Origin of the sequence: Tenacibaculum jejuense (assembly GCF_900198195.1) — a bacterium.
Classification (GTDB): domain Bacteria; phylum Bacteroidota; class Bacteroidia; order Flavobacteriales; family Flavobacteriaceae; genus Polaribacter; species Polaribacter jejuensis.
Genome location: NZ_LT899436.1, coordinates 1,765,001 through 1,790,723 on the forward strand (window position 1 = coordinate 1,765,001; position 25,723 = coordinate 1,790,723).

Annotated in this window: 17 protein-coding genes and 2 rRNA genes (1 of these 19 only partly in view); 7 read left to right on the forward strand and 12 right to left on the reverse strand. The window is 33.2% G+C overall.

Annotation, left to right across the window (positions count from 1 at the left end; genetic code table 11):
- The 3 genes from AQ1685_RS07920 to AQ1685_RS07930 all read left to right on the forward strand — a co-directional run.
- Nucleotides 1-452, forward strand: a 23S ribosomal RNA gene (locus AQ1685_RS07920); it begins 2,332 nt to the left of the window's first position.
- Nucleotides 453-553: 101 nt separating this feature from the next.
- Nucleotides 554-662 (forward strand): 5S ribosomal RNA (gene rrf / locus AQ1685_RS07925).
- 345 nt (nt 663-1,007) lie between these two features.
- Nucleotides 1,008-1,508 (forward strand): DinB family protein, encoded by a 501-nt coding sequence (locus AQ1685_RS07930; protein ID WP_095071010.1) that lies wholly within the window; start codon nt 1,008-1,010, stop codon nt 1,506-1,508.
- A 20-nt stretch (nt 1,509-1,528) separates the two neighbouring features.
- On the opposite strand, the gene AQ1685_RS07935 is transcribed toward AQ1685_RS07930, so the two are convergent.
- The 9 genes from AQ1685_RS07935 to murQ all read right to left on the reverse strand — a co-directional run bounded on the left by AQ1685_RS07935 (nt 1,529) and on the right by murQ (nt 18,088).
- Entirely contained in the window at nt 1,529-2,680 is a 1,152-nt protein-coding gene (locus tag AQ1685_RS07935; protein WP_095071012.1) for a gliding motility-associated C-terminal domain-containing protein, read from the reverse strand.
- 412 nt (nt 2,681-3,092) lie between these two features.
- Nucleotides 3,093-3,815 carry a hypothetical protein gene (locus AQ1685_RS07940; protein ID WP_095071014.1) on the reverse strand — a complete coding sequence of 241 codons (723 nt, stop codon included), beginning with the start codon at nt 3,813-3,815 and terminating at the stop codon, nt 3,093-3,095.
- Between the two features lies 1 nt (nt 3,816).
- On the reverse strand, nt 3,817-5,730 hold the full coding sequence (locus tag AQ1685_RS07945) for a hypothetical protein (RefSeq protein ID WP_095071016.1): 1,914 nt from the start codon (nt 5,728-5,730) through the stop codon (nt 3,817-3,819).
- Nucleotides 5,731-5,737: 7 nt separating this feature from the next.
- Nucleotides 5,738-6,145, reverse strand: a complete 408-nt coding sequence (locus AQ1685_RS07950; protein ID WP_095071018.1) for a hypothetical protein — start codon at nt 6,143-6,145, stop codon at nt 5,738-5,740.
- Between the two features lie 34 nt (nt 6,146-6,179).
- Complete coding sequence (locus AQ1685_RS07955) at nt 6,180-7,745, reverse strand: hypothetical protein (protein ID WP_095071020.1); 1,566 nt, start codon at nt 7,743-7,745, stop codon at nt 6,180-6,182.
- 16 nt (nt 7,746-7,761) lie between these two features.
- Complete coding sequence (locus AQ1685_RS07960; protein WP_095071022.1) at nt 7,762-15,864, reverse strand: hypothetical protein; 8,103 nt, start codon at nt 15,862-15,864, stop codon at nt 7,762-7,764.
- Between the two features lie 130 nt (nt 15,865-15,994).
- Entirely contained in the window at nt 15,995-17,041 is a 1,047-nt protein-coding gene (locus AQ1685_RS07965; protein ID WP_095071024.1) for an ATP-grasp domain-containing protein, read from the reverse strand.
- Entirely contained in the window at nt 17,041-17,277 is a 237-nt protein-coding gene (locus AQ1685_RS07970) for a DUF6095 family protein (RefSeq protein ID WP_157730153.1), read from the reverse strand. The genes AQ1685_RS07965 and AQ1685_RS07970 overlap by 1 nt, the downstream gene beginning before the upstream one ends.
- Nucleotides 17,270-18,088, reverse strand: coding sequence for an N-acetylmuramic acid 6-phosphate etherase (murQ, locus tag AQ1685_RS07975; protein WP_095071028.1), 819 nt, complete (start codon nt 18,086-18,088; stop codon nt 17,270-17,272). The genes AQ1685_RS07970 and murQ overlap by 8 nt, the downstream gene beginning before the upstream one ends.
- Before the next feature lie 88 nt (nt 18,089-18,176).
- On the opposite strand from murQ, the gene AQ1685_RS07980 reads away from it, so the two are divergent.
- Nucleotides 18,177-19,007, forward strand: coding sequence for a mechanosensitive ion channel family protein (locus AQ1685_RS07980; protein WP_095071030.1), 831 nt, complete (start codon nt 18,177-18,179; stop codon nt 19,005-19,007).
- A gap of 71 nt (nt 19,008-19,078) precedes the next feature.
- Here the strand turns inward: AQ1685_RS07980 and AQ1685_RS07985 are convergent, their stop codons facing one another.
- Together AQ1685_RS07985 and rplS are read right to left on the reverse strand one after the other, a co-directional pair.
- Nucleotides 19,079-21,304 carry an NADP-dependent isocitrate dehydrogenase gene (locus AQ1685_RS07985; protein WP_095071032.1) on the reverse strand — a complete coding sequence of 742 codons (2,226 nt, stop codon included), beginning with the start codon at nt 21,302-21,304 and terminating at the stop codon, nt 19,079-19,081.
- A gap of 175 nt (nt 21,305-21,479) precedes the next feature.
- Nucleotides 21,480-21,827 carry a 50S ribosomal protein L19 gene (gene rplS, locus AQ1685_RS07990; RefSeq protein ID WP_095075025.1) on the reverse strand — a complete coding sequence of 116 codons (348 nt, stop codon included), beginning with the start codon at nt 21,825-21,827 and terminating at the stop codon, nt 21,480-21,482.
- Nucleotides 21,828-22,088: 261 nt separating this feature from the next.
- Here rplS and AQ1685_RS07995 point away from each other — a divergent pair, with 261 nt between their 5' ends.
- Nucleotides 22,089-22,769 carry a phosphatase PAP2 family protein gene (locus AQ1685_RS07995; RefSeq protein WP_095071033.1) on the forward strand — a complete coding sequence of 227 codons (681 nt, stop codon included), beginning with the start codon at nt 22,089-22,091 and terminating at the stop codon, nt 22,767-22,769.
- Nucleotides 22,769-24,262: an ArnT family glycosyltransferase gene (locus AQ1685_RS08000; RefSeq protein WP_095071035.1), complete on the forward strand. Its 1,494-nt coding sequence runs from the start codon at nt 22,769-22,771 to the stop codon at nt 24,260-24,262. Before AQ1685_RS07995 ends, AQ1685_RS08000 begins: the two co-directional genes overlap by 1 nt.
- Here AQ1685_RS08000 and trmD read toward each other — a convergent pair whose 3' ends face one another.
- A complete protein-coding gene (trmD, locus tag AQ1685_RS08005; RefSeq protein ID WP_095071036.1) occupies nt 24,263-24,943 on the reverse strand; it encodes a tRNA (guanosine(37)-N1)-methyltransferase TrmD in 681 nt (226 codons plus the stop codon).
- A gap of 77 nt (nt 24,944-25,020) precedes the next feature.
- Here trmD and AQ1685_RS08010 point away from each other — a divergent pair, with 77 nt between their 5' ends.
- Complete coding sequence (locus tag AQ1685_RS08010; RefSeq protein WP_095071037.1) at nt 25,021-25,686, forward strand: hypothetical protein; 666 nt, start codon at nt 25,021-25,023, stop codon at nt 25,684-25,686.
- Nucleotides 25,687-25,723: the final 37 nt, after the last annotated feature.

Consider the following 25,723-nt stretch of genomic DNA (forward strand, 5'->3'; position numbering starts at 1 on the left):
AGGTACTCCGGGGATAACAGGCTGATCTCCCCCAAGAGCTCACATCGACGGGGGGGTTTGGCACCTCGATGTCGGCTCGTCACATCCTGGGGCTGGAGAAGGTCCCAAGGGTTGGGCTGTTCGCCCATTAAAGTGGCACGCGAGCTGGGTTCAGAACGTCGTGAGACAGTTCGGTCTCTATCTGCTGTGGGCGTTAGAAATTTGAGTGGATCTGACTTTAGTACGAGAGGACCGAGTTGGACGAACCTCTAGTGTATCTGTTGTCTCGCCAGGGGCACTGCAGAGTAGCTACGTTCGGAAGGGATAAGCGCTGAAAGCATATAAGCGCGAAACCCACCACAAGATGAGATTTCTTTAAAGGGTCGTTGAAGATGACAACGTTGATAGGCTATAAGTGTAAGTGCAGTAATGTATGTAGCTGAGTAGTACTAATAACCCATAGGCTTATGTACGTACTTCCCCTCCAAGTGAGGGGAAGACAACTCTTTTGATGATTTAAAATACCATTTTACTAATATGTTAACTTATACAGTTGAAATATACTGAAACAACTTAAGGTGATTATAGCAATGGGGCTCACCTCTTACCATTCCGAACAGAGAAGTTAAGCCCATTAGCGCCGATGGTACTGCCACTGGTGGGAGAGTAGGTCGTCGCCTTTCTTTATACAAAACTCCGATTAGAATACTCTAATCGGAGTTTTTTGTTTATATCAATACCCCTCACCCAATACTCACCAAAACATAATAAACAAAACTCTAAAAGGATGTCTTAGCTCCTTTAGAACTTTTCTTAAGTAAGTATCATATAAAATAATAAAAGAGCTTAAAAACTATTGTAAACTCTTACACTTATAACTTATGCTTGGACGATTAAGAGTAAAATTCAAAATTGATTTTATTCTGATTATGATCATATTAATTAGTTAAATAGATTTATATTGTTAAAAGCTTAATTATTTTGGAAAATAATTTTTGTGATTAAAAAATTATTATGATTTTTGATTAATGATTGATGCGATAGAGAAAAATCTTCAAAGAGGTATTAAGTTATTAAATACAATATCTGATAAACAATATAGTGATTGTTCCGTACCACCTTATTATTCTAGTATAGGAAATAACATGAGACATATTTTAGATGTGTTTTCATGTATTTTTAAAGGTATTGATAGGGGAGATATAGATTTTTCCGATAGGGAAAGAAATGAGTTAGCTCAAATCAAAACGGATGCAGGTATTGCTTATTTTAATGAAATAATTCATCAATTAAAATCTATAGAAACTGAAGACTTTGATAAAATTGTAAGAGTAACTGACGATTTAGGTACCGGTAAAATCACTACTAACTACACTTTATCTAGTGCTTTAGTGCAGGCACATAGCCATACGATTCATCATTACGCCAGTATTGGATTCATAATTCACACATTAGGGATTGAATTACCAGATGCTGATTTTGGATATAATCCGACAACACCTAGAGAAAGTATTTCTAAAAAATCGTAGAAGAAACTAGAGTTTAAGGTTTAGTAATTAATATATACCCATCCTTTTCTTGTATTATTAGTATCATCATTACCAAATTCAAGAGTATAAAAATAAGTACCTACAGGTAACTTTTTGTCAGCTTTAATAGTAGCCCTACCGTTAGATAAAGCTTCCCAGTTATTTTCATAGTTTGTAGCTTCAAACACGATATTACCCCAACGGTTAAATACAGTTAGTTTATTTTTTTTGTATAACTCTAAACCTTCAAATACTAAAGCATCATTTACGTCATCATCGTTAGGAGAAATTAAAAAATTATCACTTCCTTGTTCAATATCAGAGAAAATTGAACCTATAGTAATGATTTCATATTCATTAGGAATAAATTCTGTAGATGTAATTCTTCCGTTATCTAGGTCTCCTGTAACATTTGTATTACCTAAGTCAATCCATTTTTGTTCTGATTTACTCCATCCGACTACACGTAGAAAACTTATTACAGGTGATATGTTTTCAATATTACTAAAACTATCCCAAGTTAAAGTTACATTAGTTTGATTAGATCCATCTAAATCCCAGAATTCATCAGTACTTATATTTTTTAAGAATACTTGTTTTTCTTCTGTTGCGAAAGTGTCTGAAAAAGTTGAGGGAGAATTTGGGTTTTCAAAAAAATATGCGCCATTGAAATAAGATTCAGCATTTTGGTTCGGTGTAATCATAGGTCTTAATCGGTCATCATCTCCGATAGGAAAAATAAATTCATTATTTCCAGTAACAGAAGCATACCCATCTGTATGTCTATCATCATCTTCACCTACATATAAATCATGACGAATAAAATCTAAAGAAATAGAAGGGTTTGATCGGGGTGTAACAATTTTACCATTTACATATTCTAGCTCATTTCTAACACCAAGAGAAGTATTTAATTGTAGATCATTAATAGCATCTATTTCTACATTATTAAAAATAGGACTATTTGTACCTGAAACAATTCTTACTTCATTATCACTGTAGAAACCAGCTAAACCTAAGTTATTTTCAAACTGCCCATCATTTATTAAATCAGTATGGAATCCTATTTCTGCATTATTATGCATTTGGATGTTTCCAAAGTTTTTAAAACCTTCTGTTTGAGCATTAATTGTTAAGGCCATTAAAAATGGCAAAATATTAAGGATTTTCATTATTCCTTAGGGATTTACTTACTACTTACTTAAAACTTACTTTCAATAGAATTAACTACTTACTATTTCAAATCTTAATAATTGATATATCAAACTTACTTTATCAATTATTTGATTGTTTATCTCGACAACTAAATTACTTAAAACCTTAAATCAATATAGCTGACCTTCGGTGAAAAACAATTAGTTTAGGACTAACTGCTAAATTGGTCGTCTAAGACGTTGCGAACTTACAAAAAAATATTCATTTTTTTGTTATAAAACGTTGATAATTAGTTATGAAATGCGGTTTTTAAAGTGTAAACTGCTAATTTTCTCTTGAACCAATTACTGTCTTATATAAATTAAGACACAAAAAATGTATTAAAGTCACATTCAGTGTTTTAACTAATAAATAAGTAATTGAGGGTTTCTATCTGTAAGCAGTAAAGAAGACTACTAAACTTTCATCTAAAATATCATTATCTCTATTGGTGTTACCTGAAGTTCCTAATGTATAACTCACATTAATAGTAAAACCGTTAAGATCAAATGAAGATAATGTACCTGAGATTACTCCCATGTTAACGGCATTCTGATTACCGTATCTTAAACCTATACATTGACTATTTGAAGAGTATCTAGAGATTGAATTTATAGAACTACCACTTCCACCAATATAAATTGTAGCTTGTGTAGTTGTACCAGCATCGTTCCTTGCATAGCCTTGCATAACTCCAAATGCATTTTGTAATGTTGGCGTATTTAATCCTGCAGACCCAGCAGCATTAATATTGAAAGCTTCTATATTAGCATGAGCATTAAAAGTAATTTGACTAGGTCTAAAAGGTAAAGTATTAACATTTACATTAAAAGATGTAGCTGTTGTTCCGCCTGGTGCGGTTATAATGAATGATCCTACAAAAACATTTGGATCTGATCTTAACGCTATCCAATTTGTACCGTCATAATAATAAAAAATCTTTTCATCTGTACTGTATGCTATTGTTGCTTCTACAGGGGAAGCTACACTGGTTATCTGAGCTGTTGTACCACTTGGAAATCCAGAAACAGGACTACCAGGAAATACTTGCGCTTCTGTAGTTATAGATGATATGCATAAGATGAAGAAGAATAAATATTTTATGTTTTTCATTTTAGATTCCTTTTTTAATGGCAGTAGTTTTTGTTAATATTCTCTTTAGAAGATTTAAAATTTCAATTTGTCTTTCTTCTGTAGCTTGAATAGTTGCATTCTGATTAATATTAGTAATATTTAAAGTAGGGTTTGTACCATTTAGTTCTTTTAGAATACCAACATTTTTTTGCAATATTTTTTTTGCTAAAAAGATCATTTCTTCTTGATTAATTGAAGTAGAAGGATCTATTAAAGGAGCTTGATGAGCTACAAATTTGTAAATATCTTCTGGACCAGAAAAATCTTGTATTGTAGCCCAATTGGTATAACCATCTCGAGTAATTTCTAATCTTACCTGATTACTTGCAAAAGTAGTTACACTATTACTAGTACCAGTAAAATTAGTTTCACTTAAAAATTCAGTAGATGTATTTAAATCTGTAATTAATAAATTGGCATTGTTTATATTAGCTATTGAAATGAATTTATAGAATTGGGTAGCATCTTGTAAGCCTACGTCTAAATTATTTAAATCTGCAATTGAAGAAGTTGCATCAGACTCTAATTTTACAAATTTATCGCATGGAGATAAAATAGCACTACCACTAAGTATTAATTGATAATCATTAAGATCTATAACATCTGCTCTTGGAGTGGCAAAAAAAGTGGTAATATTAGGTTGTTCAAGATTGTTAATTTTATTCAGTTTAATAAAATCATAAACTTCGCAAAGTGTTCTGTTTGCAGAGATTGTTAATGTTCTAGCAGAATGATTAACTGTTATTCCTGCGTAAGCCGCTACTGTTGTTGTATTAGTCTCGCTAATAAATTCATCATCAGTCACAACAATGTTATCTGAGATAGGTTCATTAAAATTTCGATCTACTGCGTAATAGGTTTTTAAATAATCAGCTACAACTAAAGTTGAATTTCCTCTGTCGAAGTTTAAACTAACAGAATTATCTATTTTTAGTACTTCTTGTGTAGGAATTTGACCACTTGTATCTGAAGTTAAGTTATAATCAAAAGTATTCGCATTATTATTATACAGTAGTATATTGATATTATTTATAGGGGTAAGGTTTGGTTCTGTAACAATAACATCGTGAGTATAAAATTCTTGAACTCTATTAGCAGCTCCAGAGTAACCAGTCCATCCTGTTGGTTTTACAGGATTAACAAAGAAAAAATCAACATTACGTTGACTAAAATTCCAATTAGTTGCATCCCAATCCATATTAAAAGCTTTAAAATCACCATTAGATCCAGATCCACCTACAATCCTAGTAACTCCTCTTAGTTTTAAATTTCTAATGATTTCAACTTCTCCAGCTAATCTAGCTCCAGGCTCAAAATTTAAACGATTCGTAGTATTAATTGTAATATTTTCTAAAGTTGTATTAGTCTGAAAATGTAAAAAGTCTGAACCACCATATCCAGAAAAAGTTACATCTTCAAAATTAAAAGTATAATTACCATTATTAAAAAAATCACTTCGCCCACTAGTAACACCTAACAAATAAAATACTCTGGTAAAGTTCGCTGTGTAGGCACCATTATATGAATGACCTTTTGGAGATCCTGTATAATGAATTGTTACATCAGTAAAAGTAACTGTTGTTCCTGCTTGTGGAGCATATCTATATATGTCAGGAAAATGATAGACTGCATTATTATCAGTTAAAGTACCAGCACCTTGAACTTTTAATTCTGCATTAAAAGTAATATCACGATTTACTACAGTACCTGTAGTTGGGTTGGCTTGTATAAAATTTCTTAATTGGTCTCCAGTTGTTGGTCCTGTAATAAAAATAGTAGGTCTATTTCCACCAGGACTTCCTGTAGAAGGAGCAGTTGCATTAAAACTTATCTGAGAGAAAATGTTTAAAGAAATAAAAAATAAGAATATGAATATGTAACTAGTTCCTTTCATATTTTATTTAAGAATAAGTTAATCCGATTACTGTAGCTTGATCTGCAGGTTGTGTTCCAGAACCCATGGCAAACGCTTCATCATTTAAGTTTGTCCTTGAAAATCGAGAAACCATCCAATCTGTAGAATTAATTCTTACCGATACATAGTAATAATTAGCGTCTTCAAAAAATAATTCATTATCAACAATCACTTTTGAATTTTCACTGAATAACTTAACCCATTTTGTACCGTCGTAATAGTAAAATATCTTCTCATCAGTACTGTAAGCAATAACACTTTCAGTAGTCGTTATTGAAGTAATTTGTGCTGTAGTTCCTTTAGGATAACCAACCACAGGTTCACCAGGTAATACTTGGCTATACAATGAATATGTAGTTATAAATAAAAATATGATTAAAATTCTAGTTATCATAACGTGAAAATTTATTCTAATTAAAATTTCTGAATTAGTCTATTTTTTTGATAGTCATTCCAGTAGCATTAGAATCAATAACTACCTGTCCTGTACTATTTATATTTTTTTCGCGAACTTTTATACCATAACTCTGAAAAGCAGATAAATTTAGTAAGACAGTTCTAGAAGCTGTAACATATCTTTGGTTTGTATTTCCTATTAAAGTAACTAAACTTCCAGTATTAGCAATTGGATTATTATTTTGACAAACGACTATTTCTAAGGAACTATTTCCTCCATTATTAAAGTCATTTCCATTTTCTTTTCTCAAAGAAACAGTATATGTAATTTCATATAAGCCAGCTTGAGTAACCTGTACTTGATCATTGGTAGTATTTGCTACAGAACCACTTGAAAGTCTAACAGAGTTTAAAGGAATTAGTGTACCATTTGTATTAAAGTCTGCTACAGTAATAGTAGCATCTGTACTGTTAAATTTATCCACATAAGTTAATGTACCACTCGAACCTCCAGTTGTAGATGAATTATTATTCATTTGGTGCCAATTACTTCCATTACTCTGAATTTTTAAAGTACTATTTGGTGTTATGGAATTGCTATTAGTGTTTGATAAGTTGAGATAATTTGAAATTGAAATAGTATTACCAGTACTATTTTTTAACACATATTCTCTACCATTACTAGTGTTTGCATTAGGTAAAGTAATGGTATGATTACCGTTAATAATAACACTATAATGATCTTCTGTTAATGTTAAATTACCTGTTGTAGTAAACACAGATTTAGAGAAAGACCCTACAAGTTGTAAAGTTGAATTAGCAATATTGAAACCTGCTTGAGAATCATCATAATCAGTATCAACTGGAACTTCATTAGTATTTAAATTTATTCCAAAGCGAGTTTTGGCGTCAGCTGAGTTGTTGCTTCCTTGAACTCTAAATAATTCTCGATGAAATTGTCCTCTTCTATAATCATATCTTTTGAAAATTATAGGTTCTGCACCGTCATCTCCAATAATAAACTCTAATCTTCCATCGTTAGAAGGTCCACCAGAACCTATTTCAAATAAATCGGTTTCTCCAGAACTTCCCTTCAATCGAAAACTACCGTTTGGTGTAGTAAAGAACATAGGTCTGTAGAAGGCTGCGCCAGAGGCTGCAAATTGTAACGCTGCTATATTTCCATTTCCATTTAAATGAACTATAGGTTGATCACCATCGGTATAATCAGGAAATCCTTGTACTAAGCCTAAAGTTGCTCTTCTACCAAATTCCAAAAGAGGTAAATTATTAGATCGTATTTGCATACGAACATCATCAATAGTACCTAAAAAGTTTGTATTTGTAGTTCCTGCATTACCATTTAATAACCAGTTACTACCACTTGTAGATACCCAATTAATACCATCAAAATAATATATAATTCTTTGATCTGTACTGTATGCCATAACTCCTTCAACAGGAGAAGGTGTAGCTAATATTTGAGCCGTTGTTCCGCTTGGCAAACCTGAAACAGGAATATCTGGAAACACCTGAGAAAATATATTCTGATAAGTTGAAATTAAAATTAACAGAACAAGTATTTTTTTAAAAGACATTTTCATAACTTTTGGATTAAAAATCTTGAACTGAGAAATACCAATTACGATCTAACCTGTATAAATACACATTACTTCCATACAATTGTACAGTAAAACTATTACTTGTTTGAGCAATTACTTGTCCAGTGACTTGTAAGTTACCAACACTAAAAACAGTTAGTTGCACAACATAGTCTGCATTTCCTCTATCTGGTATTGTAACTGTATAATTACCAACTCCATTTCTAGTTACAGATGTTACTCCTTGAGATCTTAATAAGTTCCCTGTAGTACCATTTACTTTACCCATAGCTCTTATGGTTGATCCAGATAAATATGCACCACCATCAGTACCTACTTGTAAATTATTGTTAGCATCGGCACTTACTACTTGAGCTGTACTAGTTGTACCACTTTCATCTGTGTAGGTAATTTCACCAGTTGCACTTGGATCTGAAGAACTAGGAGTATCATTTTGTGTAAGTGTTGTTACAGTTTCTTGAATATTGGTATTCGTACCATTAGACGAATGTGTTGCAATTGTTCTACCACTTAAACTTCCAGCTTGTGCTACTGTTGTCACATTAGAAACAAGCGAAGACAGATCTACAATTAAAGGTGCAGCTCCGTCATCTTCTAAAGAGATCGATAACTGATTGTTTGTTGTATTAAATGTAAACTGATCTACAGTTTGATCATCTGTACCTAAAGCAGTAAGCGGTACAGAAAGCGTTCCATTGCTATCTGTTATTTGAAGATTACCAGCATTGACTGCAAAAGCAGTATTTACCTCATTGGTTACCGATCCATCGACTTCGGTAGCAGTAATGATATAAGGATCTGCAGTTGTTCCTGTTCCAGTTACCACATTAATTCCCGCCCCTTGTACACTCGTTTCAGATCCATCAGCAACAAGAGAAGAAAGGTCTACAGTAAGATCCGCTCCATTTTCAATACCTACGGTTAATACATTAGTTGTTGCATTGAGTGTTAATACATCAATATCTTGATCATCTGTACCTAAAGCAGTAAGCGGTACAGAAAGTGTTCCATTAGAATCTGTGATTTCTAAATTACCAGCATTCACAGCAAAAGCTGTATTTACCTCATTGGTTACCGATCCATCGACTTCGGTTGCTGTTATAATATAAGGATCTGCAGTTGTTCCGGTTCCAGTAACCACATTAATTCCCGCCCCTTGTACACTCGTTTCAGATCCATCAGCAACAAGAGAAGAAAGGTCTACAGTAAGATCCGCTCCATTTTCAATACCTACGGTTAATACATTAGTTGTTGCATTGAGTGTTAATACATCAATATCTTGATCATCTGTACCTAAAGCAGTAAGCGGTACAGAAAGTGTTCCATTAGAATCTGTGATTTCTAAATTACCAGCATTGACAGCAAAAGCAGTATTTACCTCATTGGTTACCGATCCATCGACTTCGGTTGCTGTTATAATATAAGGATCTGCAGTTGTTCCGGTTCCAGTAACCACATTAATTCCCGCCCCTTGTACACTCGTTTCAGATCCATCAGCAACAAGAGAAGAAAGGTCTACAGTAAGATCCGCTCCATTTTCAATACCTACGGTTAATACATTAGTTGTTGCATTGAGTGTTAATACATCAATATCTTGATCATCTGTACCTAAAGCAGTAAGCGGTACAGAAAGTGTTCCATTAGAATCTGTGATTTCTAAATTACCAGCATTGACAGCAAAAGCAGTATTTACCTCATTGGTTACCGATCCATCGACTTCGGTTGCTGTTATAATATAAGGATCTGCAGTTGTTCCGGTTCCAGTAACCACATTAATTCCAGCCCCTTGCACACTCGTTTCAGATCCATCAGCAACAAGAGAAGAAAGGTCTACAGTAAGATCCGCTCCATTTTCAATACCTACGGTTAATACATTAGTTGTTGCATTGAGTGTTAATACATCAATATCTTGATCATCTGTACCTAAAGCAGTAAGCGGTACAGATAGCGTTCCATTGCTATCTGTGATTTCTAAATTACCAGCATTGACAGCAAAAGCAGTATTTACCTCATTGGTTACCGATCCATCGACTTCGGTAGCAGTAATGATATAAGGATCTGCAGTTGTTCCTGTTCCAGTAACCACATTAATTCCAGCCCCTTGCACACTCGTTTCAGAACCATCAGCAACAAGAGAAGAAAGGTCTACAGTAAGATCCGCTCCATTTTCAATACCTACGGTTAATACATTAGTTGTTGCATTGAGTGTTAATACATCAATATCTTGATCATCTGTACCTAAAGCAGTAAGCGGTACAGAAAGTGTTCCATTAGAATCTGTAATTTCTAAATTACCAGCATTGACAGCAAAAGCAGTATTTACCTCATTGGTTACCGATCCATCGACTTCGGTAGCAGTAATGATATAAGGATCTGCAGTTGTTCCTGTTCCAGTTACCACATTAATTCCCGCCCCTTGTACACTCGTTTCAGATCCATCAGCAACAAGAGAAGAAAGGTCTACAGTAAGATCCGCTCCATTTTCAATACCTACGGTTAATACATTAGTTGTTGCATTGAGTGTTAATACATCAATATCTTGATCATCTGTACCTAAAGCAGTAAGCGGTACAGAAAGTGTTCCATTAGAATCTGTAATTTCTAAATTACCAGCATTGACAGCAAAAGCAGTATTTACCTCATTGGTTACCGATCCATCGACTTCGGTAGCAGTAATGATATAAGGATCTGCAGTTGTTCCTGTTCCAGTTACCACATTAATTCCCGCCCCTTGTACACTCGTTTCAGATCCATCAGCAACAAGAGAAGAAAGGTCTACAGTAAGATCCGCTCCATTTTCAATACCTACGGTTAATACATTAGTTGTTGCATTGAGTGTTAATACATCAATATCTTGATCATCTGTACCTAAAGCAGTAAGCGGTACAGAAAGTGTTCCATTAGAATCTGTGATTTCTAAATTACCAGCATTGACAGCAAAAGCAGTATTTACCTCATTGGTTACCGATCCATCGACTTCGGTTGCTGTTATAATATAAGGATCTGCAGTTGTTCCTGTTCCAGTAACCACATTAATTCCAGCCCCTTGCACACTCGTTTCAGAACCATCAGCAACAAGAGAAGAAAGGTCTACAGTAAGATCCGCTCCATTTTCAATACCTACGGTTAATACATTAGTTGTTGCATTGAGTGTTAATACATCAATATCTTGATCATCTGTACCTAAAGCAGTAAGCGGTACAGATAGCGTTCCATTGCTATCTGTGATTTCTAAATTACCAGCATTGACAGCAAAAGCAGTATTTACCTCATTGGTTACCGATCCATCGACTTCGGTTGCTGTTATAATATAAGGATCTGCCGTTGTTCCGGTTCCAGTAACCACATTAATTCCCAGCCTCCTTGTACATCTACGTTTCAGTTTAATTCCGCTCTGTACACTCGTTTCAGATCCATCAGCAACAAGAGAAGAAAGGTCTACAGTAAGATCCGCTCCATTTTCAATACCTACGGTTAATACATTAGTTGTTGCATTGAGTGTTAATACATCAATATCTTGATCATCTGTACCTAAAGCAGTAAGCGGTACAGATAGCGTTCCATTGCTATCTGTGATTTCTAAATTACCAGCATTGACAGCAAAAGCAGTATTTACCTCATTGGTTACCGATCCATCGACTTCGGTAGCAGTAATGATATAAGGATCTGCAGTTGTTCCTGTTCCAGTAACCACATTAATTCCAGCCCCTTGCACACTCGTTTCAGAACCATCAGCAACAAGAGAAGAAAGGTCTACAGTAAGATCCGCTCCATTTTCAATACCTACGGTTAATACATTAGTTGTTGCATTGAGTGTTAATACATCAATATCTTGATCATCTGTACCTAAAGCAGTAAGCGGTACAGAAAGTGTTCCATTAGAATCTGTAATTTCTAAATTACCAGCATTGACAGCAAAAGCAGTATTTACCTCATTGGTTACCGATCCATCGACTTCGGTAGCAGTAATGATATAAGGATCTGCAGTTGTTCCTGTTCCAGTTACCACATTAATTCCCGCCCCTTGTACACTCGTTTCAGATCCATCAGCAACAAGAGAAGAAAGGTCTACAGTAAGATCCGCTCCATTTTCAATACCTACGGTTAATACATTAGTTGTTGCATTGAGTGTTAATACATCAATATCTTGATCATCTGTACCTAAAGCAGTAAGCGGTACAGAAAGTGTTCCATTAGAATCTGTAATTTCTAAATTACCAGCATTGACAGCAAAAGCAGTATTTACCTCATTGGTTACCGATCCATCGACTTCGGTAGCAGTAATGATATAAGGATCTGCAGTTGTTCCTGTTCCAGTTACCACATTAATTCCCGCCCCTTGTACACTCGTTTCAGATCCATCAGCAACAAGAGAAGAAAGGTCTACAGTAAGATCCGCTCCATTTTCAATACCTACGGTTAATACATTAGTTGTTGCATTGAGTGTTAATACATCAATATCTTGATCATCTGTACCTAAAGCAGTAAGCGGTACAGAAAGTGTTCCATTAGAATCTGTGATTTCTAAATTACCAGCATTGACAGCAAAAGCAGTATTTACCTCATTGGTTACCGATCCATCGACTTCGGTAGCAGTAATGATATAAGGATCTGCAGTTGTTCCGGTTCCAGTAACCACATTAATTCCAGCCCCTTGCACACTCGTTTCAGAACCATCAGCAACAAGAGAAGAAAGGTCTACAGTAAGATCCGCTCCATTTTCAATACCTACGGTTAATACATTAGTTGTTGCATTGAGTGTTAATACATCAATATCTTGATCATCTGTACCTAAAGCAGTAAGCGGTACAGATAGCGTTCCATTGCTATCTGTGATTTCTAAATTACCAGCATTGACAGCAAAAGCAGTATTTACCTCATTGGTTACCGATCCATCGACTTCGGTTGCTGTTATAATATAAGGATCTGCAGTTGTTCCGGTTCCAGTAACCACATTAATTCCAGCTCCTTGTACACGAGTTTCAGATCCATCAGCAACAAGAGAAGAAAGGTCTACAGTAAGATCCGCTCCATTTTCAATACCTACGGTTAATACATTAGTTGTTGCATTGAGTGTTAATACATCAATATCTTGATCATCTGTACCTAAAGCAGTAAGCGGTACAGATAGCGTTCCATTGCTATCTGTGATTTCTAAATTACCAGCATTGACAGCAAAAGCAGTATTTACCTCATTGGTTACCGATCCATCGACTTCGGTAGCAGTAATGATATAAGGATCTGCAGTTGTTCCTGTTCCAGTTACCACATTAATTCCCGCCCCTTGTACACTCGTTTCAGATCCATCAGCAACAAGAGAAGAAAGGTCTACAGTAAGATCCGCTCCATTTTCAATACCTACGGTTAATACATTAGTTGTTGCATTGAGTGTTAATACATCAATATCTTGATCATCTGTACCTAAAGCAGTAAGCGGTACAGAAAGTGTTCCATTAGAATCTGTAATTTCTAAATTACCAGCATTGACAGCAAAAGCAGTATTTACCTCATTGGTTACCGATCCATCGACTTCGGTAGCAGTAATGATATAAGGATCTGCAGTTGTTCCTGTTCCAGTAACCACATTAATTCCCGCCCCTTGTACACTCGTTTCAGATCCATCAGCAACAAGAGAAGAAAGGTCTACAGTAAGATCCGCTCCATTTTCAATACCTACGGTTAATACATTAGTTGTTGCATTGAGTGTTAATACATCAATATCTTGATCATCTGTACCTAAAGCAGTAAGCGGTACAGAAAGTGTTCCATTAGAATCTGTGATTTCTAAATTACCAGCATTGACAGCAAAAGCAGTATTTACCTCATTGGTTACCGATCCATCGACTTCGGTAGCAGTAATGATATAAGGATCTGCAGTTGTTCCTGTTCCAGTTACCACATTAATTCCCGCCCCTTGTACACTCGTTTCAGATCCATCAGCAACAAGAGAAGAAAGGTCTACAGTAAGATCCGCTCCATTTTCAATACCTACGGTTAATACATTAGTTGTTGCATTGAGTGTTAATACATCAATATCTTGATCATCTGTACCTAAAGCAGTAAGCGGTACAGAAAGTGTTCCATTAGAATCTGTGATTTCTAAATTACCAGCATTGACAGCAAAAGCAGTATTTACCTCATTGGTTACCGATCCATCGACTTCGGTTGCTGTTATAATATAAGGATCTGCAGTTGTTCCGGTTCCAGTAACCACATTAATTCCCGCCCCTTGTACACTCGTTTCAGATCCATCAGCAACAAGAGAAGAAAGGTCTACAGTAAGATCCGCTCCATTTTCAATACCTACGGTTAATACATTAGTTGTTGCATTGAGTGTTAATACATCAATATCTTGATCATCTGTACCTAAAGCAGTAAGCGGTACAGAAAGTGTTCCATTAGAATCTGTGATTTCTAAATTACCAGCATTGACAGCAAAAGCAGTATTTACCTCATTGGTTACCGATCCATCGACTTCGGTTGCTGTTATAATATAAGGATCTGCAGTTGTTCCGGTTCCAGTAACCACATTAATTCCAGCCCCTTGCACACTCGTTTCAGATCCATCAGCAACAAGAGAAGAAAGGTCTACAGTAAGATCCGCTCCATTTTCAATACCTACGGTTAATACATTAGTTGTTGCATTGAGTGTTAATACATCAATATCTTGATCATCTGTACCTAAAGCAGTAAGCGGTACAGATAGCGTTCCATTGCTATCTGTGATTTCTAAATTACCAGCATTGACAGCAAAAGCAGTATTTACCTCATTGGTTACCGATCCATCGACTTCGGTAGCAGTAATGATATAAGGATCTGCAGTTGTTCCTGTTCCAGTAACCACATTAATTCCAGCCCCTTGCACACTCGTTTCAGAACCATCAGCAACAAGAGAAGAAAGGTCTACAGTAAGATCCGCTCCATTTTCAATACCTACGGTTAATACATTAGTTGTTGCATTGAGTGTTAATACATCAATATCTTGATCATCTGTACCTAAAGCAGTAAGCGGTACAGAAAGTGTTCCATTAGAATCTGTAATTTCTAAATTACCAGCATTGACAGCAAAAGCAGTATTTACCTCATTGGTTACCGATCCATCGACTTCGGTAGCAGTAATGATATAAGGATCTGCAGTTGTTCCTGTTCCAGTTACCACATTAATTCCCGCCCCTTGTACACTCGTTTCAGAACCATCAGCAACAAGAGAAGAAAGGTCTACAGTAAGATCCGCTCCATTTTCAATACCTACGGTTAATACATTAGTTGTTGCATTGAGTGTTAATACATCAATATCTTGATCATCTGTACCTAAAGCAGTAAGCGGTACAGAAAGTGTTCCATTAGAATCTGTGATTTCTAAATTACCAGCATTGACAGCAAAAGCAGTATTTACCTCATTGGTTACCGATCCATCGACTTCAGTAGCAGTAATGATATAAGGATCTGCAGTTGTTCCTGTTCCAGATATAGTATTAATACCAGCTACGCTAATTTTAGTTTCAGATCCATTAGTGACTAGTGAAGATAGATCAACAGTTACACTGTTCCCATTTTCTATTCCTACTGTTAATTCATTTGTCGTAGAATTGAATGTTAAGTTATCAATATTTTGATCATCTGAACTGCTAGAAAGGACAGATAAATCTATAGCTGTTGCGCTAGAGTTATTGGTAATAGTAAGAATATTTCCATTCAATTGAAGATCTTGTATTTCATTTGTTGGATCACTATCATTATCTTCTGCTAAAGAAGAAAGGTCTACCGAGTTTCCATTTGATAGCGTAAGAATATTGGTTGCTGGATTGAAAATTAATTGTCTGGCTCCTCCACCTGCATTACAAAGGCTTTCCCAACTTGTACCAATATATTGGTGAACACATTTCTCGTCAGTATTGTAAACCAAGGCACCTTCGAGAGGAGTAATTCTGTTCATTTGTAGGGTACTAACTCTTGTTAGGACGAAAACTTTATCTGGGCTTTCTAATTCAAGTAAAGAATTGATGTCTATTGTATTAGGATTATCACCTACTTTTACTTGTGAATAGCTAGAAAATCCAATTATAACTATTAGAATACATATGATTTTCTTCATGATCGGGGTAATTTTCTATTGCATAAATGTAATAAAACGTTGTTGTATAATTAAGACACACGGACATTAAAATAGTCACAAAAAGTTGATTTTCAATATCTGTATAAGATGGAAGGACGTTTTTGTTCTTCTATTGGAGTTTTTTAATCGATGAAATGTAACTTTTTAGTTCGTACATTTCTGTAATAAATTTTTTTGCACTTTTGTAGGGGATTTTATTGGTTTTGTGATTAACAGTAGCTATTTGGAATAAAGATTTCCAGTGTGTTCTAATAGCTTTTAAAGCTTGAAAATAAGAAAATTTTTTGGAATCATAAATGTGAGTTGGTTCAGCAATAATTCCGTTAATTTCTAAAACTTTAAAATCAGAACCGTTTTCTAAGCTTTCAAAAGAATTATATTTCAGATCTACTCTTCCGTAATACCAACCATTAATTGATTTACTTAAGCTATCAAAAGTATTTTCTAATTGTGTTGATATTAAATGATTTCCATTTATAAATTGTGTTCCTTTGGAATGATTTCCAATGACTGTAAGTTTTATTTTTTGATTATAATCTGGAATGTTATTGAGATTACCAGTGTGAATTTTTTCCAGTAAATCAAGATAAATTATAGCTCTTTCATCTTTAAGAATGAGTTCTCTTAATGTAGATTTACCATCACCAATAACTGTTAAAAACTTTTTTAGTGTGATAGAACTAATGTGACCTTTTTCTTCGTTTGGTTTCCTGTGATAAAATACACCACATTCATTTTCATGAGTTAAAAACTCTTGTATGATAATGTCTATTGGATAATTAATTAAATACTTTTCTAGATCACTTTCAGAATTTATCTTTTCAACTAATAAGCCTCTAAAACCAATATCTGGTTTAGCTATTAAGGGGAAAGTAATGTTTTTAGAATTTAATTCTTTTAAAACTGTGTTGAAGTTTGTGTTTGGTTTTACAAGAACTGATTTTGGACGATATTTTTCAGGAACTAATTGAATGGTATGAAATTTACTTTCTGTTCCATTACCTGAACTTTTTATAGCAGGGTTAGCAGCACTAAAGAAAGCAGGGTGCTTTGCTCTTATGGCTAAATAAAAAGCATAAGGAAGGTTTGGGACATAGAACATTGAAGAAGGCCAATGTTCCCAATTTCTTATTTTTTCAAATTTAGTTTTCGTCATTAATCTTCAAATAAAGTATCTAATAAAGATTTGAATGTTTTAAATCCAAAATAAACTGTGTATAATATTAGCAAAATACCTAAAATTAATAAAACGTAAGCTATAATTATTTTAGGCATTTCTGTAAAAGCTCGTTGAGCTCGAAAAGCTAGACTTAAAATAACAGGAGAAATCACTAAAAGTGATAATAAAATTAGGAATTTTTTTATCGGTTTTTCATAAGATTTATTAGTCATTTGCTTTAAATTTAAGTATTGCTTCTCTAACATTTCCGTATTTTTCTAATAATACTTTCGCAGTATCTTGGTCTATATTTAGTTCTGAAACTAACATTTTTTGTCCTCGTTCTACTAACTTTTTGTTTGATAATTGCATGTCAACCATTTTGTTTCCTTTTACTTTACCAAGTTGTATCATAGAAGTCGTAGAAATCATATTTAAAACTAATTTTTGTGCTGTACCAGCTTTCATACGTGAACTTCCTGTAACAAATTCTGGGCCTACAATTACTGTAATTGGGAATTTGGCAGTTAAGGCTAAAGGACTTTCTTCATTACAAGTGATACATCCTGTTGCTATATGACTGGCGTTGCATTTTTTTAAGGCATTAACAACATATGGAGTAGTACCTGAGGCTGCTATACCGACAACAACGTCTTTTTCTGAAATTTTATGATTCACAAGATCTAACCATCCTTGTTCAGTAGAGTCTTCTGCAAATTCTACAGCTTTTCGAATTGCAGTATCACCACCTGCAATTAAACCAATAACAAGATCATGAGAAACACCAAAAGTAGGAGGACATTCAGAGGCGTCTACAACTCCTAATCTACCACTTGTACCTGCACCAAGATAAAATAAACGACCACCATTTTTTAGTTTATTAACGACTACTTCTACTAACTGTTTTATCTGTGGAATAGCTTTTTCCACAGCATTTGGTACAGTTTTATCTTCATTGTTAATATTAACCAATAACTCGTTAAGATCCATTTTATCAAGATCGTTATAGTTAGACTCTTGTTCTGTAGTTTTAATAAAATTCATACATCAAATTTACAACTTATTATTATTTGCTTAGTGACTAAAATGAATTAGAAGTGTCTAACATTTTGAATCAATAAAAAATCAAAATATGGAAACATTAACACAATCACTTTCAAATTTTTATAATTCTGTAGCTTCAGGTTTTGGAGATTGGGGATTAAAATTATTAGGTGCTTTAGCAGCTTTAATTCTTGGTTTATGGATTATAGGAATGATTATGAGGGCAGTTTCAAGAGTATTTGAAACTAGACATGTAGATGAAACTTTACGTCCGTTTTTAACAACACTTGTAGGTTTTGCATTAAAAGCATTATTACTAATTTCAATTGCAGGAATAGTAGGTATACCAACAGCATCTTTTGCCGCTGTTATTGCGGCGGCGGCTTTTGCTATTGGAAGTGCATTTAACGGGTCTCTTGGTCATTTAGCATCTGGTGTTATGTTATTAATTTTTAGACCGTTTAAAGTTGGAGACTTAATCAAAACAAATGGTGCTTTTGGATTTGTAAAAGAGATTTCTGTTTTTGTTACGGTAATAGAAACTTTTCAAAATGAAACTGAAATTATTCCAAATTCAGCTATAACATCAAATAAAATAACAAACTTAACAGCAATAGGTAATTTAAGGGTAGATATGCCTTTTGCTATTAGATATGGATCTGATATAGATAAAGCAAAGCAAATCGTTCTTGATGTATTAAGAAATGACGTAAATGTTTTAAGTGGAGAAGGGAAGGAACCAAGAGTTGCAGTAAACAATTTAGGAGTTAATAGTGTTGAGTTGTTAGCTTTACCTTATGTAGACTGTAATAATTATTGGGATGTGTATTGGGATACTCGTCAGAAGATTGTAGAAGCTTTAGGGGCAGCAGGATATGAAGCTCCGTTGCCGCAAAGAATAGTAACTATGAATAAATAACTTTGATTTATTTACGTAACAAAAAAGCCGGTTATAAAACCGGCTTTTTTATATTTTAAAAAGTATAAAATTTATACTTCTGCTAATATCGCATTTAAAGTTTCATTAGGTCTCATGAAACTATCAGCTGAATTATCATTTGGTACATAATATCCACCTATTTCAATAGCTTTACCTTGTACTTCATTTAATTCATTTACAATTTTATCTTCGTTAGCTTTCATATTTTCAGCTACAGAAGCGAATTGTGTTTTTAATTCTTCGTTTTTAGATTGATTAGCTAATTCTTCAGCCCAATACATAGCTAAATAGAAATGACTACCTCGGTTATCTAATTCTCCAGCTTTTCTAGAAGGAGATTTTTTATTGTCTAATAACTTCTCAATAGCGTCATCTAAAGTTTCAGCTAAAACTAACGCTTTATCGTTATTATTAGTTTGTCCCAAGTGTTCTAATGAAACTGCTAAAGCTAAGAATTCACCCAAAGAATCCCAACGTAAGTGATTCTCTCCAACAAATTGTTGAACGTGTTTAGGAGCAGATCCACCAGCACCAGTTTCAAATAAACCACCACCATTCATTAAAGGAACAATAGATAACATTTTAGCAGAAGTACCTAATTCTAAAATAGGGAATAAATCTGTTAAGTAGTCACGTAATACATTTCCTGTAACAGAAATAGTATCTTCTCCGTTTTTAACTCTTGCTAAAGTATATGAAGTTGCTTCAGAAACAGATTTGATTAAAATTTCTAATCCAGTTGTATCATGTTCTGGTAAATATGCTTCTACTTTTTTAATTAATTCAGCATCGTGAGCTCTGTTTTTGTCTAACCAAAATACAGCAGGAGCTTGCATTGCTTTAGCTCTAGTTACAGCTAACTTTACCCAATCTTTAACTGGAGCATCTTTAGTTTGACACATTCTCCAGATATCACCTGTTTCAACAGTGTGTTCAATTAAAGTGTTTCCTTCACTATCGATAACAGAAACTTTTCCATCAGTAGCGATTTCAAAAGTTTTGTCATGAGATCCATATTCTTCAGCTTTCTTAGCCATTAATCCTACGTTAGGAACAGTTCCCATTGTTGTTGGATCAAAAGCACCATTTTCTTTACAGAAATCAATAGTAGCTTGGTATAATGCAGCGTATGAACTATCTGGAATTACAGCTTTAGTATCTTGTTGCTTACCTTCTTTATTCCACATTTGACCAGAAGTACGAATCATAGCTGGCATAGAAGCATCAATAATAACATCTGAAGGAACATGTAAATTGGTAATTCCTTTATCAGAATCTACCATAGCTACGTCAGGGTTATTAGCATAAACCGTTTCAATATCAGCTAAAATTTCAGCTTTCTTTTCAGCAGAAACTTCTTCTAAATTGCTTAATAAGTTTCCAAAACCGTTATTAACGTCAACTCCAATTTCTTCAAAAGTTTCACCATGTTTAGCAAAAACGTCTTTAAAGAAAGTTCTTACAGCATGTCCAAAAATAATTGGATCAGAAACCTTCATCATTGTAGCTTTCATGTGTAAAGAAAATAAGATACCTTGATCTTTAGCATCTTTAATTTCTTTGTCTAAGAAAGCTAATAAAGCTTTTTTATTCATAACAGAAGCATCGATAATTTCTCCTGCTAATAGAGTAGTGCTAGCTTTTAAAACGGTTTCAGAACCACTAGCATCTGTGTGTACTATTTTAACATCTGTAGCATTAGAAACTGTTACAGACTTTTCATTGTGAGCAAAGTCATTTTCTCCCATTGTAGCTACGTGAGTTTTAGAGTCTGAACTCCAAGCTCCCATAGAATGTGGATTTTTCTTTGCGTAATTTTTAACTGCTTTAGGTGCACGACGGTCAGAATTTCCTTCACGTAACACAGGGTTTACAGCAGAACCTTTTACTTTATTATATAGAGCTAAAACTTTTTTGTCTTCTTCAGTTTCAACTTCTTCAGGATAATCAGGTAAAGCGTAACCTAAAGCTTGTAATTCTTTAACAGCTGCTTTTAATTGAGGTACAGAAGCACTAATATTAGGTAATTTAATAATGTTTGCTTCTGGTTTTGTAGCTAATTCTCCTAAAAATGCTAATGCATCTTCTACTTTTTGATCTTCTGTTAAGTATTCAGAAAAATTTGCTAAAATTCTACCAGCCAAAGAAATATCTTTAGTTTCAATTTCTATGTTAGATGATTTTGTATATGCTTTTACGATAGGCAAAAACGAACGGGTAGCAAGTGCTGGAGCCTCGTCTGTTTTTGTATACATAATTTTTGCAGTTGCGCTCATAAATTATCTAGTTATTTTAATTTGAAGTGATGCAAATTTAAGTATTACAATTGATTTTTTTAAAGTTAATTTCTTATTAAAAAAAAAGTTAACTCTTATTTAGGATTTGTTGTATATGAAACAAAAAAAAAGCAATGCTTTAAGCATCGCTTTTTTAATATTTTTAAAAGACAGATTAGATTCTTCTTTCTTTGATTCTTGCTTTCTTACCAGTAAGACCTCTGAAGTAGAAAATTCTAGCTCTACGTACTTTACCTCTTTTGTTAATTTCTATCTTTTGGATAGATGGTAAATTAACTGGGAAAATACGCTCAACTCCAACAGTACCAGACATTTTTCTGATTGTAAAAGTTTCAGAAGAACCGTTTCCTCTTCTTTGGATTACAACTCCTCTAAAGAACTGAGTACGAGTCTTGTTTCCTTCTTTAATTTCGTAGTATACAGTGATTGTATCTCCTGCTGCGAATTCTGGTAAATCGTTTTTTGTTACGAATTCGTCTTGAACAAATTTAATTAAATCCATTTGTTTAAATTCTTGTAGTTTTAACAAAACAACATTCACGATTCTCGTCAGAGGTTGTTTTTGCGAGTGCAAATATAGAATATATATTTAAGTAATTATAAAAAAAATGAAATTAAATTATCGTGAAAAAAGTTTCTTGTTGTATTAATAAACTATTGATTAATAGTTAATAGTATTTTTTTTAGTGATGGTTTTTTAAAACCTGCTTAAACTCTAACAAAAGCTTCCGAAATATATTACAGTGCTTAAAAAAACTATTTAATGGAAACTGTAATTTATAAAAAAAGATCTTTAAATTCTGGATTGAAAAGGTTCTTGAACTCTCTTGTATCCTTTATTAAAATAATAAGAAAAGAAGTATCAATTACTTATTTTGTCTTCTTTTTTGCTTCCGTACTATTAGTGGCATTGTATAATAAAGCAGACTTACATTTAATATTAAACAGCTACCATTCATCTTTTTTTGATGTCTTTTTCAAGTATTCTACTTTTTTAGGTGACGGAATTATGTTTGCTGTATTGGCGATTATTTTTTTGTTTGTTAAACGAAAAATGACTTTAGTGTTCGTTGTAGGAGGTTTGTTAACATTAGTAATTACACACTTTTTTAAGAAGATAATTTTTAAAGGAGTAGCAAGACCGGCAGAGTTTTTAGGGTTAGAAAATTTGCATCTAATTGATGGTGTTAAAATAGCTTTTTGGAATTCATTTCCATCAGGTCATACCATAACAGCTTTCACAATATTTGCAATACTTTGCTTATACTTTAGAAAGTGTGTTTCACAATATATCTGGATTCTATTAGCCATTATTGCCGGAATTTCAAGAGTATATCTTTCTCAGCATTTTTTGATGGATATTTTTGTTGGTTCAATTTTAGGAATTGTAATCGGTTTTGTTAGTATGAGTTTGTTTTTTCCTGAAAGAAAAAGAGTTCATTAATGCAAAACGATTATAAAAAGATTACTTTAATTACTATTGTAATCAGTACAATTTTAAGACTTTTTTTAGCAGGAAGTTTAGAGTTTGGAAATGACGAAGTGTATTATTGGTTATATGCAAAGTATCCAGATATAAGTCATTTCGATCACCCACCAATGGTTGGTTTTTTTATACAATTCTTCACTTTAGATTTATTATTTAGTTCTGAACTAGCTATTAGGTTAGCTGCTATTATTCCTACAAGTGTAACTATGTATGTTCTTTTTTTAATAGGAAAATACTTGAGAAGAGAAAAAATAGGTTTTATAGCTGTTTTATTATATAATATTCATATTTACGGATTTGTAATCGCAGGAACTTTTATTTTACCAGATTCTCCTTTAGTATTTTTTTGGTTGTTGAGTTTCTATTTTTTTATTCAAGTTTTACCAAAAGATCCTGATCAAAAATTATATCTAAAATTACTTCTAGCTTTCTTATTTGCTGGTTTAGCGATTTATTCTAAATATCAAGCTATTTATTTACTCTTCGGAGTTGCTCTATTTGTTGTTGTTAAAAATAGCGTGTGGCTAAAAAAGCCTATTTTCTATTTAGGTTTTATTCTTCCAATTATAGCTGTTGGAATTATTTTTTATTGGAATTATTTAAACGATTTTATCAGTTACAAGTTTCATGGAAATCGAGTTTCATTTTTTAGTCTGAAGTTCAATAAAGATTCATTTTTAAGAGAAGTTCTAGGACAGTTTATTTATAATAATCCTTACATAGTTGTAATGTTACTTATTATGTTTTTAGCATTAAGAAAGAAGAAGTTTATTGTCGATAGTAAAGTTTCTTATCTTTTTCTTAGTTGCTCACTACCTTTAATTTTAACTACAATTTATTTGTCATTTTCAAGAAATACATTACCACATTGGTCTGGAGTTTCATATTTAACTTTATTGCCATTATTAGCAGTTTTTCTTTCAGAAAAGAAGCGAATTATTAAAAAGTCGATTATTGGAATGTCGAGTTTTTTTATGTTATTGATTTTCGCTTCTGTGATAATTACTACAGGATTTTTATTACCCGAGAATTTATCTAAGACTAAAGAAAGTTTAGGTAGAAAAGATGCAGTTTTAGATATGTATGGATGGCAGCAAGCTTCAGAAAAACTGACTTTATTTTTTGAGAAAGAAGAATTAAAAAGTTTGCCTATTGTATCAAATAGATGGTATCCTGCTGCTCATATTGATTATTACATAGCTCAACCAAATAAAATGAGAGTTTATGGAGTAGGAGAGTTGACAGATATTCATAAATACTATTGGATAAATAAGACATATCCTAAACTCGGAAATAAAGTTTTATACATTACTGATAGTAGAAATTATAAACATCCTAAAGAAGTTTATACGAATGAATACTCAACCATAAAAAAGATAAAAGAAATTCCTATTGAAAGAAACAGAGTAGTTGTAAAATATGTTTTTCTCTACGTATTAGAAAAATAATTATTCTTCATCTAGTAAATCCGGACGTATAGCTTTAGTTCTTTCGTAAGCTTTTTCTGAACGCCATTCTTCTATTTTAGGAAAATTTCCCGATAATAATACTTCAGGAACTTTCATACCTTCATATTCCGAAGGTCTTGTGTAAACTGGTGGCGACAATAAATTATCTTGAAAAGAGTCGGTTAGGGCAGAAGTTTCATCTCCTAAAACTCCAGGAATTAAACGGATAACAGCGTCGCATAAAACAGCAGCCGCTAATTCTCCTCCTGTTAAAACATAATCTCCAATTGAGATTTCTTTGGTGATGTATTTATCTCTTACACGTTGATCTACACCTTTGTAATGACCAGTAAGAATAATAATATTTTCTTTAAGTGATAATGTATTTGCAGTAGCTTGATTTAAAGTTGGTGCATCTGGAGTCATGTAAATAATTTCATCGTATTTACGTTCAGCTAATAATCCTTCGATACATTTCGCTATGGGTTCAATCATTAATACCATTCCAGCACCACCACCAAATTGATAATCATCGATTTGACGGTAATTTCCAAATCCAAATTCTCTTAAGTTATGAAAATGAACTTCTGCTAATCCTTTATCAATGGCTCTTTTCATCATTGAATTCTGAAAAGGACTTTTAATTAAATCTGGCTCAACTGTTATAATATCTACTCGCATGCTACAAAAGTAGGATTTTATAAACGAACAAGTAAGTTTAGTTTATTTATATTTGAAAACTCTATAAACAATAAAAAATGCAACTGAAAAAAATACACACTGAAATAGCAAACAAATGGATTGAGATAAGAGGAATAAGTAATGAATTGAAAAATGTTTTACATGATTTTGAAGGAGATAATTTAGTAGGATATGTTTATATAGATCATACAGCAGGTATTACATTAGATGTCATAAAGATCTTCGATATCAAAAATGATCAATTAGTTTTCAGAGAATCTCCAGCTGATAAAGGAACTAGAATAATTTCTCGCTTTCATGGAATAATCAACTCTAAAAAGATAAGTGTTTTGAGTGAAGAGTCTATTAATGAATTAAACTTAAAAGCTCCTGAATATCTTTCAGTATATGAAAGGTTTGATCTAGAGGAGTTTAGGTTAAATAATAGAATTCATAAATTCAGAGCTGAAGGATATCCAGATGATGTACAAATTTTATTATTGCCAAATAACCCTTTTCAACCAGAATTAGTGTGGGGTAGAGTTGAAAAATTAGAGAAAGATTACTTAACATGTAATATTCTTAACCAGCCTAACCAAAATATAGGCATAAATGAAAACGATCTTGTTAAAGCTACTGTAAAAACTCTGAATGAAAATGAATATATTGTATGTGTAATTGAGTCAAATTCTGAATCAAATTTATATAAGACAAACAACAGGAGTTGGTGGAAATTCTGGTAAAATTAGTTGCTAGAATTTGTGATATAAATTATCAATT